General features: G+C 60.4%; 13 protein-coding genes. 5 read left to right on the forward strand and 8 right to left on the reverse strand.

Translation table 11 applies throughout. The annotated features are described in order from the left end of the window. Positions 1 to 35 precede the first annotated feature (35 nt). Positions 36 to 974: an iron-sulfur-binding ferredoxin reductase gene (locus LIX91_RS00515; RefSeq protein ID WP_226487816.1), complete on the forward strand. Its 939-nt coding sequence runs from the start codon at positions 36 to 38 to the stop codon at positions 972 to 974. Between the two features lie 121 nt (positions 975 to 1,095). Here LIX91_RS00515 and pyk read toward each other — a convergent pair whose 3' ends face one another. Then, entirely contained in the window at positions 1,096 to 2,547 is a 1,452-nt protein-coding gene (gene pyk / locus LIX91_RS00520) for a pyruvate kinase (RefSeq protein WP_003345368.1), read from the reverse strand. A gap of 176 nt (positions 2,548 to 2,723) precedes the next feature. On the opposite strand from pyk, the gene LIX91_RS00525 reads away from it, so the two are divergent. Both LIX91_RS00525 and LIX91_RS00530 read left to right on the forward strand, forming a co-directional pair. Further along, positions 2,724 to 3,119, forward strand: a complete 396-nt coding sequence (locus LIX91_RS00525; RefSeq protein ID WP_003418679.1) for a tetratricopeptide repeat protein — start codon at positions 2,724 to 2,726, stop codon at positions 3,117 to 3,119. Between the two features lie 203 nt (positions 3,120 to 3,322). Continuing rightward, on the forward strand, positions 3,323 to 3,682 hold the full coding sequence (locus tag LIX91_RS00530) for a PilZ domain-containing protein (RefSeq protein WP_003418677.1): 360 nt from the start codon (positions 3,323 to 3,325) through the stop codon (positions 3,680 to 3,682). Positions 3,683 to 3,710: 28 nt separating this feature from the next. On the opposite strand, the gene LIX91_RS00535 is transcribed toward LIX91_RS00530, so the two are convergent. Genes LIX91_RS00535 through LIX91_RS00560 form a run of 6 tightly spaced genes read right to left on the reverse strand, consistent with a single transcriptional unit; the run spans position 3,711 to position 10,580 of the window. Beyond that, positions 3,711 to 5,054: a DUF58 domain-containing protein gene (locus LIX91_RS00535; protein ID WP_226487817.1), complete on the reverse strand. Its 1,344-nt coding sequence runs from the start codon at positions 5,052 to 5,054 to the stop codon at positions 3,711 to 3,713. After that, positions 5,051 to 6,091, reverse strand: coding sequence for an AAA family ATPase (locus LIX91_RS00540; protein ID WP_016568864.1), 1,041 nt, complete (start codon positions 6,089 to 6,091; stop codon positions 5,051 to 5,053). Before LIX91_RS00540 ends, LIX91_RS00535 begins: the two co-directional genes overlap by 4 nt. After that, entirely contained in the window at positions 6,088 to 7,305 is a 1,218-nt protein-coding gene (locus LIX91_RS00545) for a DUF4350 domain-containing protein (RefSeq protein WP_226487818.1), read from the reverse strand. The genes LIX91_RS00540 and LIX91_RS00545 overlap by 4 nt, the downstream gene beginning before the upstream one ends. Further along, positions 7,302 to 8,891 (reverse strand): DUF4129 domain-containing protein, encoded by a 1,590-nt coding sequence (locus LIX91_RS00550; protein ID WP_226487819.1) that lies wholly within the window; start codon positions 8,889 to 8,891, stop codon positions 7,302 to 7,304. The genes LIX91_RS00545 and LIX91_RS00550 overlap by 4 nt, the downstream gene beginning before the upstream one ends. Then, positions 8,878 to 9,858 (reverse strand): stage II sporulation protein M, encoded by a 981-nt coding sequence (locus tag LIX91_RS00555; protein ID WP_226487820.1) that lies wholly within the window; start codon positions 9,856 to 9,858, stop codon positions 8,878 to 8,880. Before LIX91_RS00555 ends, LIX91_RS00550 begins: the two co-directional genes overlap by 14 nt. Further along, positions 9,855 to 10,580, reverse strand: coding sequence for an RDD family protein (locus LIX91_RS00560; protein WP_032699556.1), 726 nt, complete (start codon positions 10,578 to 10,580; stop codon positions 9,855 to 9,857). The genes LIX91_RS00555 and LIX91_RS00560 overlap by 4 nt, the downstream gene beginning before the upstream one ends. Positions 10,581 to 10,760: 180 nt before the next feature. Between LIX91_RS00560 and sbcB the strand changes: the two genes are divergently transcribed. Beyond that, complete coding sequence (gene sbcB, locus LIX91_RS00565) at positions 10,761 to 12,191, forward strand: exodeoxyribonuclease I (protein ID WP_046271646.1); 1,431 nt, start codon at positions 10,761 to 10,763, stop codon at positions 12,189 to 12,191. A 73-nt stretch (positions 12,192 to 12,264) separates the two neighbouring features. Here the strand turns inward: sbcB and mvaT are convergent, their stop codons facing one another. Next, positions 12,265 to 12,645, reverse strand: coding sequence for a histone-like nucleoid-structuring protein MvaT (mvaT, locus tag LIX91_RS00570; RefSeq protein ID WP_002554971.1), 381 nt, complete (start codon positions 12,643 to 12,645; stop codon positions 12,265 to 12,267). A 358-nt stretch (positions 12,646 to 13,003) separates the two neighbouring features. Here mvaT and purU point away from each other — a divergent pair, with 358 nt between their 5' ends. After that, positions 13,004 to 13,855 (forward strand): formyltetrahydrofolate deformylase, encoded by an 852-nt coding sequence (gene purU, locus LIX91_RS00575; protein ID WP_003413243.1) that lies wholly within the window; start codon positions 13,004 to 13,006, stop codon positions 13,853 to 13,855. The last annotated feature ends 74 nt before the right edge of the window (positions 13,856 to 13,929 follow it).

The raw sequence follows: 13,929 nt of genomic DNA on the forward strand, positions 1-13,929 counted from the left end.
TACAATCGCCGTTATTTTCTGCACAGGCCGTTTTGATGCCTCAATTGCATGTGGGTGAGCTTAGCTGGTCGGTGGCATCGGCCAGCAATCTGCTTGACGCCCTGAACCATGCCGGTATTCCGGTCCCTTACAGCTGTCGTGCCGGCAGTTGCCACGCGTGTCTGGTGCGCGTCGTAAAGGGCGAGCCTGAAGACGCTTTGCCCGACGCGCTGCCTGCCGAAAAGCGCCAGCAGGGTTGGCGGCTTGCCTGTCAGTGCCGAGTGACGGGGGATCTGGCTGTCGAGGTGTTTGACCCGCAGCGTGATGGCCTGCCTGCCACGGTGGCAGGCTGCGACTGGCTCTCTGTATCGGTGCTGCGTTTGCGTCTGGAGCCAGCGCGACCGCTGCGCTACAGCGCCGGGCAGCACCAGGTGTTGTGGACTGACAGCGGTGTTGCGCGGCCTTACTCGCTGGCGAGCCTTCCCGGTGAGGATGTGTTTCTGGAGTTTCACATCGACTGCCTGCAGCCCGGGGCCTTCCGTGACGTTGCCCGCCAGTTGCAGGTCGGTGACGCCCTGAGGCTTGGCGAGTTGCGTGGCGGGGCGCTGCGTTACGACCCCGACTGGCAGGAAAAACCCTTGTTGCTGCTGGCCGCCGGCACCGGGCTCGGGCCCTTGTGGGGCGTACTGCGCGAGGCTTTGCGCCAGGACCATCAGGGCGCCATACGCGTGATTCATCTGGCCCGCGATAGCCAGGAGCACTATCTGGCCGATGAACTGCACGCCCTGGCTGAACGTCATCCCCAACTGCATGTTGAGCTGGTTACCCCGCAGACGCTACAGGCAACCCTGGCTGAACTGCGCCTGTTGTCGCGGCACGCGATGGCGCTGGTGTGCGGCAGTGGCGACAGCGTGGAGATGTTTGCCAAGCGCCTTTATCTGGCGGGGCTGCCGCGTAATCAGTTGCTGGCGGATGTGTTTGTGTCGCGCGAATAAAAGGCACGTTAGTTAAAGCTCTCGTTCTTCGGCACGATAATCACATGATTCGCAGGGCTGACCCAACGCAAAAAGGCCCCGACTCTTGCGAGACGGGGCCTTGGCTTGCCGTGTGCTGCGATCAGACCAATGGGTCGCCGACGTGCAGAATCTTCATGCCGTTGGTGCCGCCAATGGTGTGGTAACTGTCGCCCTTGGTGAGGATGACCCAGTCACCTTGCTCGACCAGACCACGCTTGAGCAGTTCGTCGACTGCGGCCTGGCTGACCTGACCTGGCGGCAGGGCTGCCGGGTCGAATGGCACGGTGTAGACACCACGGAACATCGCTGCACGCGCCTGAGTACCACGGTGCGGAGAGAACGCGTAGATCGGCACCGAAGAGCGGATGCGCGACATGATCAGCGGGGTATAGCCGCTTTCGGTCAGTGCGATGATCGCCTTCACACCCGGGAAGTGGTTGGCGGTGTACATGGCCGCCAGCGCGATGCTTTCATCGCAACGGGTGAACGAGTGACCGATACGGTGGCTGGAAGTCTTGCCGGTCGGGTGCTTTTCAGCACCGATGCAGATACGGGCCATGGCCTGAACCGCTTCGATCGGGTAGGAGCCTGCAGCACTTTCAGCCGACAGCATCACGGCGTCGGTGTAGTCGAGCACGGCGTTGGCCACGTCGGACACTTCGGCACGCGTCGGCATGGGGCTGGAGATCATCGACTCCATCATCTGCGTGGCAACGATCACCGCCTTGTTGTGGCGACGAGCGTGCAGGATGATGCGTTTCTGTACGCCGACCAGTTCGGCATCACCGATTTCGACGCCCAGGTCACCACGAGCGACCATGACCGCGTCACTGGCGCGGATCAGTTCATCCAGCACTTCGTCGTTGGCAACGGCTTCGGCGCGTTCGATCTTGGCCACCAGCCAGGCCGTACCACCGGATTCGTCGCGCAGCTGGCGAGCGTATTCCATGTCGGCGGCGTCGCGCGGGAAGGAAACGGCCAGGTAGTCCAGGTCCATCTCGGCAGCGAGCTTGATGTCCTGCTTGTCTTTTTCGGTCAGTGCCGGCGCCGTCAGGCCACCACCACGACGGTTGATGCCTTTGTGGTCGGACAGCGGACCACCGATCAACACAGTGCAGTGCAGTTCGTTAGCGGTCTGGGTGTCGACGCGCATGACCACGCGGCCATCGTCGAGCAGCAACTCGTCGCCTACGCCGCAATCCTTGACCAGATCCGGGTAGTCGATACCCACGATCTGCTGGTTGCCACTGGTCAGCGGATGAGCGGTGGAGAAGGTGAACTTGTCACCGACCTTCAGCTCTATTCGCTTGTCGGTGAACTTTGCGATACGGATCTTCGGACCCTGCAGGTCGCCCAGCAGAGCGACGAAGCGCCCGTGTCTGGCGGCGATTTCGCGGATCAGCCTGGCGCGAGCCTTGTGCTCGTCCGGAGTACCGTGGGAGAAGTTCAGACGAGCAACGTCCAGACCCGAAAGGATCAGTTGTTCGATGACTTCCGGCGAATTGCTGGCAGGGCCAAGTGTGGCGACGATTTTGGTGCGGCGAACGGTCATGCACAAACTCCTTAATTGAAGCGCAGCGAGAGGCTACTCCTGTCTGGGTCTTTAGTCATTGTTCCTTTGCACTACCGTGTCAGGGTCAGGGAGGGCAATCGGCTGACAACCGGCGCTCTATTGGCCTGAAGAAACAGGCCGTGAAGCCGATACAGGGCAGAGAACAGGAGAGTCCCATGCGTATTGTAACGATTGTTGTATTACTGACTGCGCTCAGCGGTTGCACCCGCTGGGCGATGAATTCCAACCTTGATCACGCCTACCGTGCCTATCAGGAGGGCGACTGTGATCGGGTGATGCTCGATCTCTCCAAGGTCGAACGCCAGAGCCGCTCGCGCCGTTATGTCCAGCCGGAAGTGTCGATGTTGCGCGGCCAGTGCCTGGAACGGCAGAAATTGTATGTCGATGCGGCACAGACCTATCAATTCCTGATGGCGCAGTATCCAGAAAGTGAATACGCCTTCCGTGCACGCGCCAGACTCGACACGCTGGCACAAACAGGTCTTTACCCCAGGACTCAACCTGCCAGACCCATACCTGTACCGGTTCGAAACGCTCCTGTATCGAAATAATTACCCTCGTTTGAATGGAAGGTGCTGTGTTCGGGTGGATTTCGAATAATTGTGAGCTAGGCTGAGGTCACAAAGCGAACGAGCTGCAGGGCTCCGGGTCGAGACTGTTTCCTGGATAGCCGCTGTCGTGCAGTGCATTAGAAGTCCGCAACGAACACACGGTGCCGCGTGGTCGCAGCATCGGTCTCGGAAGGCAGTCTGCCATGTATAAAGAGCGAAAAATCGAACGTCATCAACTGCAGGATTATCTGCAGGTTTTCAATTGTCATACCGGCAAGCTGGTGGGGTGTCTGGGGAATGTGTCCGGTGATGGGCTGATGCTTATCAGCAGCCTGCCGGTGCTTGTGGGCGCGAGATTCGATCTGTGCCTGAAACTGCCGAATGGCAATGTCGGACAGCCGATCGATGTGAGCGCCAAGTGCCTCTGGTGTCACGAAGACGAGACACCCGGCAGCTATGACTCTGGTTTTGAATTGTGTCAGGTCTCGACGGAGTATCTGGAGTTCGTGCAGTTGTTGCGACGGTACTTCTGTTTTTACCCTTCCTACGAAGCCTCTGCCTGATGTTGCTGCCTGACGGGCAGGGCGTTGTTCATAAAGTCCCTGCCTTTTTCCAGCTCATGTAACGGTTGACCAACTGTGGCCCCAGTTCTCCTGGCCGCGCATCCATGATCACGATGCCTTGCGCACTCAAACGATCGTGCAGCGAAGCGCGGGCGTTGAGGAAGTCGATCGTCCCGCAGTAACTCAGCGCTTCATCGTAGGTGTGTACCGGTGAGTGGCGCAGGCCGTCGAGGACTTCTTCGCGCAGACTGGCGATCAGTACCCGATGCTGTTTGCCGAGCTGCCTGGCAGCGGCTAGCAGTTCTTCATCGTCTTCATCGCGCAAGTTGGTCATCAACACCACCAGTGAGCGTCTTTTATGACGAACCATCAGCTGGCGCACGGCGGCGCTGTAGTCAGCGGGGCGCCGGGTGGTCTGCAGGTCATAAACCGAGTTGAGCACCCGATTCAGCTGCCCGGGGCCCTTCACCGGCGCCAGATAACGATCCTGCTCGCCGGCAAAAGTCGCAATACCGACAGAATCACCCTGACGCAGCGCGACATAACTCAGTAGCAGACAAGCGTTGAGGGCGTGATCGAAGTGAGACAGGTCGCCGTCCTGACTGCGCATCCGACGTCCGCAATCGAGCATGAAAACGATTTGCTGATCCCGCTCGTCCTGATATTCCCGTGCAATGGGCGCTCGCTGGCGGGCGGTGGCTTTCCAGTCGATCTGGCGCAGGCTGTCGCCCTCGCGAAACTCACGCAACTGGTTGAATTCCATGCCCAGCCCACGGCGTTGCAACTGGCGCACGCCCAGTTGGCTCAGCCAGTTATCCACCGCCATCAATTGACCGCCGCAGAGGCGGGCGAAATCCGGATAGACCCGCGTGGTGCCGGGCACTGCCAGGTAGCGTCGTGTCGTCCACAGGCGCAACGGCCCCGGCAGGCTGATTTCGCACTGCTCAAACGTAAAGTGACCCCGGCTTGACGGGCGCAGGCGATAGCCGATGCTGCTTTTACCGCGTGCGGCCAGGGTGAGGGACTGAGGCAGGTTTTCGTGTTCCAGCCCGTGCGGCACATGATCGAATAGCCGCACGGTCACGGGTCTGCCACCGTCGTGCTGCACGTCGAGTCGGGCTTCGTTCCAGCGATCCAGCGTCAGACTGCCCGCCAGCTCGCGCTGCACGCGTGGCGAGGGGCTTCTGAGCAGCCAGATTGCATCAAGCACGCTCACGACGACGAGGGCCAGCAATGCCCCCCAGTAAAGGTCGTCGATTTTTGCCGGATACTCGATGCCCAGCGCATGAAACGTTCCGAGCAGCAAGGCCACGCCCATCAGTCCACCGAGCCAGCGCAGCAGCGTTATCGACGGCTTGAGGACCTGTTTCACAGGCGCGGTGCCGAGACCTGGTCGAGGATCTGCCTGAGCACCTGATCCACCGACAGCCCTTCGATGTCCAGCTCGGGCGACAACCTGACCCGGTGTCGCAGCACCGCCAGTGCACAGCCCTTGATATCGTCCGGGGTCACGAACTCGCCGCCACGCAACACGGCTCGGGCCCGCCCGCCACGCACCAGCGCAATCGAAGCGCGAGGACCTGCGCCCTGACTCAGACCTGGCCAGGTGCGCGTGCTGCGTGCCAGTCGCACGGCGTAGTCCAGCACCTGCTCATCAATAGGCAGCTCGCTGGCAATGCGTTGCAGCGCCTGAACCTCGCGAGCCTGCATGATGACCCTGAGCGGTCGCACATCCAGCATGTCAGCCCGGGACGAGCGGGTGACCTGACGCACCATGTTCAGCTCTTCCTGCGCTTCGGGATAATCCATGCGCAGTTTGAGCATGAAGCGATCCAGTTCAGCTTCAGGCAGTGGATACGTGCCTTCCTGTTCGATGGGGTTCTGGGTCGCCAGCACCATGAACGGCTGCGGGATCGGCAGGGCGCGCCCTTCAAGGGTGACTTGCCGCTCCTGCATCGCTTCGAGCAAAGCCGCCTGGGTCTTGGCCGGTGCCCTGTTGATTTCGTCGGCCAGCAACAGGTTGGTGAACAGCGGCCCCTTGCGCAGCTTGAACTGCTCGGTCTGCAGGTCGTACACCGCATGACCGGTGACATCGCTGGGCATCAGGTCCGGCGTAAACTGGATGCGCGCGAATTCGCAGCCGATGCAACTGGCCAGCGCCCGAACCAGCAGCGTCTTGCCAAGTCCCGGAACACCTTCCAGCAACACATGCCCGCCACCAATCAGCGCGGTCAGCACATCGTCGATAACCGCATTTTGTCCAATCACGGCCTTTTGCAGCTCATTGCGCAACGCCTGAGCCAACTGGCTGGCGCGCTGCCGCTGCTGCAACTGGGTGGTGGATTCGGCTGCGGGCTCGGCAAGTGACTCGGTGCTGCTGCCTGATGGGGCGGGTGTTTGATCGCTCATAGGGCATTCCTGAGAGTTTGCAGGTGGGCTACCTGGCGGGTGAATTCGCTGTGTGACAGGCGTTGCGGCGGGCGAGGGCGCAGCGCGTCGCTGATGGCGCTGGTGGGCTGACGGGTCAGGCGTGCAAGCACTTGCCATTGTTCGGCAACGACCAGCCGCTCGAAACCGGGATGCAACCGGCGGGCGCGACGCAGGATGTCCTGTTGCAGGCGTTTGATCAGCGTCTGCTGCCCGGTGTGTTTGCGCAGGAACTCGGCACTGGCGCGCAGGTGCTCGGTCAGTTGGCGGCGTGCAAGTGGTGCGGGCCTGCGCAACGGGCCCTCGCGCAGACCGATGTGCCACAGACCCAGGCCGATCAGCAGTGCCAGCGTCAGCAGCGCCTGAGGGTAGTTGCGCAGCAACAGGCTCAGCAGGTTGTCGTGTTCGGTTTCCAGCACCAGGGTCACCTGGCTGTCCTGCGTCAGATACCAGAGCAGCCAGGCATTGTCATAGTGGCCGATCGAGCGGGTTTTCCACAGGTTGGCGTCCGTGATAACCGTGATCAGCCCAGTGCCCCGGCTTATCTGCAGCAGGTGCGTGGCATCGGCGCTGTTGGCCCAGGATTGAGCGTGATCTTCCGGGTCTTCGAGGTGAAACGCCGGATCGAAACTCATGTAGGCCGGGGCGCTCTCGTTTTCCAGGTACAGGCGGGTCAGCTCTGGCCAGGGCATTTTCTTGTGTTTGGGGGCCGGCGTCATCAGCGGGATGGGCAGTGGCGGCTGAGCGTCGGTCAGTTGCTGTTCCTTGGCATTGATGTCTTTGGTGAGGTACTGATGAATCTGCAGGCTGTCCAGCAGCAGATCGCCGCTGCGGCCTTTTTGTTCGTCCCACAGTTGTTCGGCGACAAACAGCAGGTGCCCGCCTGCTTCGGCCCAGTCCAGCAGTTTTTGGGTTTGCGTCGGCGTCATGTCTTCCCGGTCATCGAGCAGCAGCAGGGTCTGGGTGCTCTGACTCGGGTCGGGGAGCTGGGCCAGCGTATCGACGGTATTCACTGTGACAGAGAGGCCACGCAGAAAATGTTCGGCCGCCAGCCAGGGATTGGCCTTCGCCTCTGGCGAGGGGCCCTGATCGACCGTTTTCTCGTAGCGCTCGAGCTGAGTGCTCAGAAACAGCGCGCCACCTGCCAGCAGCAACAGGACCAGCAGCCCGATCAGCAGTCCGGTACGGCGGCTCATGGCTGCGCTGCCTGGTTGAACAGGCGACGCCAGCCATCGCAGAGTTCCTGCCGGGCATGCGCCGGTGGCAGGCGATGCCCGTAGGCGAGGTTTTGCCAGTGTGCGGTCAGCGCGCGGCTGAATTCACTCAGCAGCGGCTGGTTGAGCGCGGCGATACGTTCGAGTACCTGACTTTCGGTATCAGCATTTTTCAAGGGCAATCGATAGTCGCTCAGCAAGCGGCTGAGCAAGGCGCGGTACAGCAGACCCAGCGCTTCGCGGGGCTGGCTGTTCCAGAGCTGCTCGGCCCGGCCGGCAACATCGTCAGGCAGGCTTTGAGCATTCACTTGCAGACCAAAGAGCTGCTCGGGTGTCGGGCGGGTGGTTTTGGCCTTGTCGGTCTTCCGGCCAACGAAGGTCCTGAACCAGTCCCTGTAACGAAAGATCACCAGCCCCACAAGCCCGATGACCACGCCCCACAGCAGTACTTCAATCAGGCTGGCCAGGGCGCTCGCTGCGTGCAGAAGCCGGTTGAGCCAGGTCATCAGCCAGCTCTGATCACGCGTGTCCCGCGCCGCAAACTGGCCTTTCTGTTTTTCAGGAAAGCGCCAGCCAGTTTCAGTCCTGGGGTTGCGGAAGGGCGGCTGTTGCAGAACGTTGTGGATCTGGCTGCGCGCCGCTTCGCTGGTCAGGGACTGGCGGGTCAGGCGCGGTGTGTCGGGCGTCGCCACGGACGGAGTGGATTGCGCAGGGGCGGACTCCGGCAGCGGGCAGCTGTAGCTTGGCTGATCGGCCCAGACCGGTGCTGGCGCTGCCGAAAGTACCAGCCCGACGCCCATCAACACGGCATAGGCCGTACCGATCAGGCGCTGACGCAGGCGTCGGAAGATCAGTTCTATGTCCCAGGCTTCAAGAACCGTGCGGCGGTTCAGGTACAGCGTGAAGCCGCAGGCGACATACACGGGCTCCCAAAGTATCAACGCCAGGGCATAGAAGAGGTTGGTCAGGTGGTCGATCCACAGCCATTGGTTTTCGACGTCGAGCAGACTCATCCAGTGCCAGTCGATCTGGATCTGCTGCGGTATCAGGGCGTAGAGCAGGACCAGCAGGCCTATCCACAGTGCGTATTCCAGGTGTGCGCCAACGATGGTGAGCAGCTGTGCGGCACGCAGGTCTTTCTGGCTGAGCAGGCTGATGCGCAGGGCGCGCTCGGTGCCTGCCAGATGCTCCAGTTGCTGTACTGGCAGTTGGAAACTGCGACTCAGCGAAAGACGTCGCCAAACGAGGCTGGGCAGCAGTTGCTCCTTCAGGGTCGCCGGCCAGGCCTTGAGGGCCTGTCGCAGTGTCGGCGTGGCCCCGAACAGTGACTGCGAAAGGATCAGCAGCGGCAACCGTTCGAACGCAGGTTTGAGCCACCAGAACAGCAGAATGGCGGCCGTGGGGTAATCCCAGAGCAACGCACTGAGGACGCAGAAAAAGGGCAGGGTGACGATTGCCCAACTGCTCATCAAAACACCGCGGTGCCGCCCGGCGAGCAGCACGCCCAGGTCGATGGCTTCCCACGGCGAGCGAGGGCGTATGGCAACAGTCGACTCAGTCAGGCGCATGAGGTGTACGTCCCGCCAGAGTCAGATACGCGGCCACCAGCAGCCACAGGACGGCACCTGTCAGGTACTTGAGAAGCGGTCCGGGCCAGGTCATCGATGACCAGTACGCCTCGATGAAGGCTGCGATCAGCAGAAACAGGATAACCCCGCCGACCAGCTCCATGCTGGCTCGCGCGGCGATGCGCAGTGCGGCACTGCGCGTCAGCCTTCCCGGAGCCAGCAAGGCCCAGCCCAACTTGAGGCCCGCCGCCCCGGCGAGGGCGATGGCTGTCAGCTCGAAGGCACCGTGACCGATGACGAAGGGCCAGAAGGTCTGCCCGTAACCGATGTCTGTCAGGTGCCCGGCGATTGCGCCGGTCATCAATCCGTTGAAGAGCAGGAAAAACAGACTGCCCAGCCCGAACAGCAGGCCGCTTGCATAGGTTTGGAAGGCGATACCGATATTGTTCATGATGTAGTAGCCGAACATCATCCAGTCCGTATCGGAACCGCGTTCGACGGGCTGACCGACCCGGCTGGCCGACGGGTCATACATACTCTGCATGTCTGCCAGTTGTTCGGGGCTGACGACGCTGTAGATCAGTTGTGGAAAACCATACACCAGCAGCGCCATGCCGATCAGGCTGCCGAACAGCAGCAGGCTGGCAACCAGTACAAAGCGCCACTCGGCCCGCACGCGTCGCGGAAAGTCTGCCAGAACGAAGCTCAGTAGTCGCACTCCGGCAGTGCTGCGGTGGCGGTAAAGTTGCTGATGACCGCGCATGGCCAACTGATGCAAGGGGTCGACCAGATGGCTGCTGTAGCCGCGCTCCTGCGCCAGCGCCAGATGGTGGCAGAGGCGTCGATAATCGCCGGGAAAGGTCGCGCCGCCGCTGACATCGGCCTTGCCCTGTTCAAGGGCCGTCAGGCGCTGCTCGAAGCGTTGCCACTCCTGCTGATGGCGGGTTTCAAACAGGCTCTGCTTCATGTCGGCCCCAGCAGGTTGCGGGCGATGCCGTTTACATGAGCGACCGCCGTGTCGGCGGGGATACGCAAGGGTTCGGCGAGGATGGCCGCTAGTTCCTGGGTTCGCGCGCTGGACAGTTCACCCTGCCGCTCCGCCAGGCCGAGCACCGCCCGCTGTTCATCCAGACGCAGAGCAAAGGGCACCATGACCGGTTCGGCCTGCGGCAGGGTAGGGCGCGCCACCGGCCGGTCGCTGTAAATCACCAGCGTTCCGGCGGCGAGATCACCCAGCCGTTTGAATAGCGGATGGTTCAGACAAGTGATCGCCCCCAGCCCGTAGCCCAGCGGGAGCATGTCGACGAAGCGCAGCAGGTTGCGGATCAGCGACGAAGACCAGTCTATGGGCGTGCCGTCGTCGTGCACCACTCGCAGCCCGAGCAGGCGCTTTCCCGGTGTGCGTCCCTGGTTGAGCACTTCGAACAGCACCATGTACCACCAGTTCACCAGAAAAAACACCAGGGCGGCCAGACCCATGCCGAGCTTGTCGAACAACTGCAGAAGCACGAAGAACACGCCGAGGAGGGCTGCGCGAATGGCGAAGTCGATGCCGAACGCCAATGCGCGGGAAACCAGCCCGGCAGGGCGCAGAAGCATATCGATGCCTTCTGGCGTCTCGATTTCAATACGCGTGTCCAATGGCGTGGGCAGCGCTGCATTCCTTGGCGAAGCGGGACGGGATGACATTGTCGGAAGGACGCGCCTGAAAACGAAAACTGATGCTAGCTACCGCAGCGGAGCTAAGCAACCGACCATTCAATACGCGGGCTGTAAGAAAACATTTCCCGGTGCGCCGGATATGACCCGATTAGCCAATGACACCTGTCACGCCCTACACTTCGCGGGTCTTTTGTTCAGGATCAGCCCGTGACCTCCAGCATCTTTTGGTACGACTACGAAACCACCGGTATCAACCCGCGCAATGACCGTGCGCTGCAGATGGCCGGAATTCGCACGGATACCGACCTCAATGAAATCGCGCCTCCGGTCAATCTGCACTGCCAGCTGAGCGATGACATCCTGCCTCATCCTGCCGCCTGCATGATTACCGGAATCACTCCGGCCACGCTGGCAGAAAAAGGCCTGTGCGAGGCCGATTTCATGACGCGCGTACATGCCGAACTGTCTGCGCCGGGTACCTGTGGCGCGGGTTACAACACCTTGCGTTTTGATGATGAAGTCACGCGCTACAGTTTTTATCGCAACTTCTTCGACCCCTACGCGCGCGAATGGCAGGGGGGCAACAGTCGCTGGGATCTGATCGATGTCGTGCGGGCCGCCTACGCATTGCGCCCCGATGGCATTGTCTGGCCGGAACAGGACGGTCGGGTCACGCTGAAGCTGGAGCGGCTGACGGCTGCCAACGGTATTGATCACGGGCAGGCGCACGACGCGTTATCCGATGTGCGTGCAACTATTGCTCTGGCGCGTTTGATTCGTGAAAAGCAGCCGAAGCTTTACGACTTTCTGTTCGCCTTGCGCAGCAAGCAGAAAGTCCAGGAACAGGTACGCCTGATGCAGCCTCTTGTGCATATTTCAGGACGTTTTTCTGCGGCGCGCAATTACCTGGGCGTGGTGCTGCCGTTGGCGTGGCACCCGCATAATCGCAACGCGCTGATCGTGTGTGATCTGCACCTGGATCACTCACCGTTGTTGCACGAGGACGCTGAAACACTCAAGCGGCGTTTATATACGCGGCACGACGCGCTGGGCGACGGCGAATTGCCCGTGCCGCTCAAACTGTTGCATATAAACCGTTGCCCGGTGATCGCGCCGCTGGGGGTGCTGCGCAGCGAAGATCAGCAGCGGCTGCAACTGGACATGGCTGGCTATCAGGTGCGCGCAACGCAATTGAGTGAACGCCGCGAAGTTTGGCACGATAAACTGGCGGCGGTTTACGGCAAGGACGATTTCGCCGCAAGTGAAGATCCCGAACAGCAGTTATATGACGGTTTTATAGGTGATCGTGATCGTCGACTGTGTGAGCAAGTTCGGCAGGCCGAGCCCGAACAACTGGCGCGTGACGCCTGGCCGTTTGATGATGCCCGATTGCCTGAATTGTTATTCCGGTATCGCGCTCGTAACTTTCCTGACACCTTGAGTGGCGAAGAGCAAACACGCTGGCGGGATTTCTGTCAGCAGCGCTTGCGCAACCCGGAATGGGGCGCTCCCAACACCCTGCATGACTTTACGGCCGCATGGGTAGAATGCTCCCTTAGTGCCGCGCCAGAGCAGTTGGAGGTGTTGCGGCAATGGCAGGATTACGCACACGAACTGAGTAACCGTCTGGGCGTATAGAAAATACCGGGCAATAAAAAACGCCAGCAAGCTGGCGTTTTTGCAATCGCGATGAACCGCGATCTGGTGAAGCTTAGCCCAGCAAAGTGGCCCAGCTTTCAACGTCGTCGCTGCCCCACTTGGCTTTCCACTCTTTCAGCGTCTTGTGGTTGCCACCTTTGGTTTCGATGACTTCACCGTTGTGCGGGTTCTTGTATTGCTTGACCTTGCGGGCGCGTTTGGTGCCGGCAGGTTTAACAGCGCCGCCACGAGGGGCCTTGTTTACCTTGGCATCCGGATCCAGCAGGGCAATGATGTCACGCAGCGACTTTTGGTATTCGCCCATCAGCGTGCGCAGTTTGCCTTCGAATTCCAGCTCGGTTTGCAGTTTGTCGTCTTGCGACAGGTTCTTCAAACGGGCTTGCAGTTCTTTGATGGCTTCTTCTGTAGCGCGGTATTCGTTGATCAGGGACATGAGGAGACCTTATGTTGTGAGGGTTGCAGGGATACAGTGCGGCAATAATAGTCACTGTAAATGAGCAAGTAAACATTAAATAAAAGTTTTATTTGAATTATTTAGCAATATACACACGTCCTACAGACGTCTGAACTAGGGGCGCGTCACGCTTCCTTCAAAAGATCGCCGCTATAAAGCCCTCTTTATTACAGGTTTTGTTTAGCGCTGGGCACCCGGAAAACGCATACTGGCAAGGTGCAATCTTTGGCCTTGGCGGTGTGCTTTTTCGCCATCTGAATTCAGGCAACAGAGATACTGCAGTTTTGCTGCGCAGCCGCTAGAATAGCGGCTTTGCGAAGTTCTGGAGTTTCCCCCAATGCGCACTTTTCGTCTGGTGATTGCTTGCCCGGACCGTGTAGGCATCGTTGCCAAAGTCAGTAACTTTCTGGCGTCCCATAACGGCTGGATCACCGAAGCGAGTCATCATTCGGACAATCTCAGCGGCTGGTTTTTCATGCGTCACGAGATCCGTGCCGACACCCTGCCTTTTGACCTGGACGGCTTCCGTGAAGCCTTCACGCCGATCGCCGAAGAATTTTCGATGGACTGGCGCATTACCGACTCGGCGCAGAAGAAGCGCGTCGTGCTCATGGCAAGTCGCGAATCGCACTGTCTGGCCGACCTGCTGCACCGTTGGCACAGTGACGAGCTCGACTGCGACATCGCCTGTGTGATCTCAAACCACCAGGACCTGCGCAGCATGGTCGAGTGGCACAACATCCCTTACTACCATGTTCCGGTGGACCCGAAAGACAAGGAGCCTGCATTCGCCGAGGTATCGCGTCTGGTCGGTCATCATCAGGCTGATGTCGTGGTTCTGGCGCGTTATATGCAAATCCTGCCGCCGCAGTTGTGCCGTGAATATGCCCATCAGGTTATCAATATCCACCACAGCTTCCTGCCATCGTTCGTCGGGGCCAAGCCTTATCACCAGGCCTCGTTGCGCGGCGTCAAACTGATCGGCGCGACCTGTCACTATGTGACCGAAGAGCTCGACGCCGGTCCGATCATCGAGCAGGACGTCGTGCGCGTCAGCCACCGTGACAGCATCGAAAACATGGTGCGTTTCGGCCGCGACGTGGAAAAAATGGTGCTGGCCCGCGGCCTGCGCGCTCACCTGGAAGACCGCGTTCTGGTTCACGACAACAAGACAGTCGTCTTCGGCTGATCTATCTTTTCCGGAGCGCGTCTGTCGCGCTCCCGACTCAGCTGTCGGCAATGGTGCAACGCGCAAGGTGACAG

The organism is Pseudomonas sp. B20, assembly GCF_020515755.1.
Taxonomy (GTDB): domain Bacteria; phylum Pseudomonadota; class Gammaproteobacteria; order Pseudomonadales; family Pseudomonadaceae; genus Aquipseudomonas; species Aquipseudomonas syringae.

Coding starts and splice junctions, on each gene's coding strand:
- mvaT (WP_002554971.1), bottom strand. CDS start 12,645: ATGTCCCTGATCAACGAATACCGCGCTACAGAAGAAGCCATCAAAGAA.
- LIX91_RS00530 (WP_003418677.1), top strand. CDS start 3,323: ATGTATAAAGAGCGAAAAATCGAACGTCATCAACTGCAGGATTATCTG.
- LIX91_RS00545 (WP_226487818.1), bottom strand. CDS start 7,305: ATGAGCCGCCGTACCGGACTGCTGATCGGGCTGCTGGTCCTGTTGCTG.
- LIX91_RS00540 (WP_016568864.1), bottom strand. CDS start 6,091: ATGAGCGATCAAACACCCGCCCCATCAGGCAGCAGCACCGAGTCACTT.
- LIX91_RS00515 (WP_226487816.1), top strand. CDS start 36: ATGCCTCAATTGCATGTGGGTGAGCTTAGCTGGTCGGTGGCATCGGCC.
- purU (WP_003413243.1), top strand. CDS start 13,004: ATGCGCACTTTTCGTCTGGTGATTGCTTGCCCGGACCGTGTAGGCATC.
- LIX91_RS00555 (WP_226487820.1), bottom strand. CDS start 9,858: ATGAAGCAGAGCCTGTTTGAAACCCGCCATCAGCAGGAGTGGCAACGC.
- pyk (WP_003345368.1), bottom strand. CDS start 2,547: ATGACCGTTCGCCGCACCAAAATCGTCGCCACACTTGGCCCTGCCAGC.
- LIX91_RS00525 (WP_003418679.1), top strand. CDS start 2,724: ATGCGTATTGTAACGATTGTTGTATTACTGACTGCGCTCAGCGGTTGC.
- LIX91_RS00560 (WP_032699556.1), bottom strand. CDS start 10,580: ATGTCATCCCGTCCCGCTTCGCCAAGGAATGCAGCGCTGCCCACGCCA.
- LIX91_RS00550 (WP_226487819.1), bottom strand. CDS start 8,891: ATGCGCCTGACTGAGTCGACTGTTGCCATACGCCCTCGCTCGCCGTGG.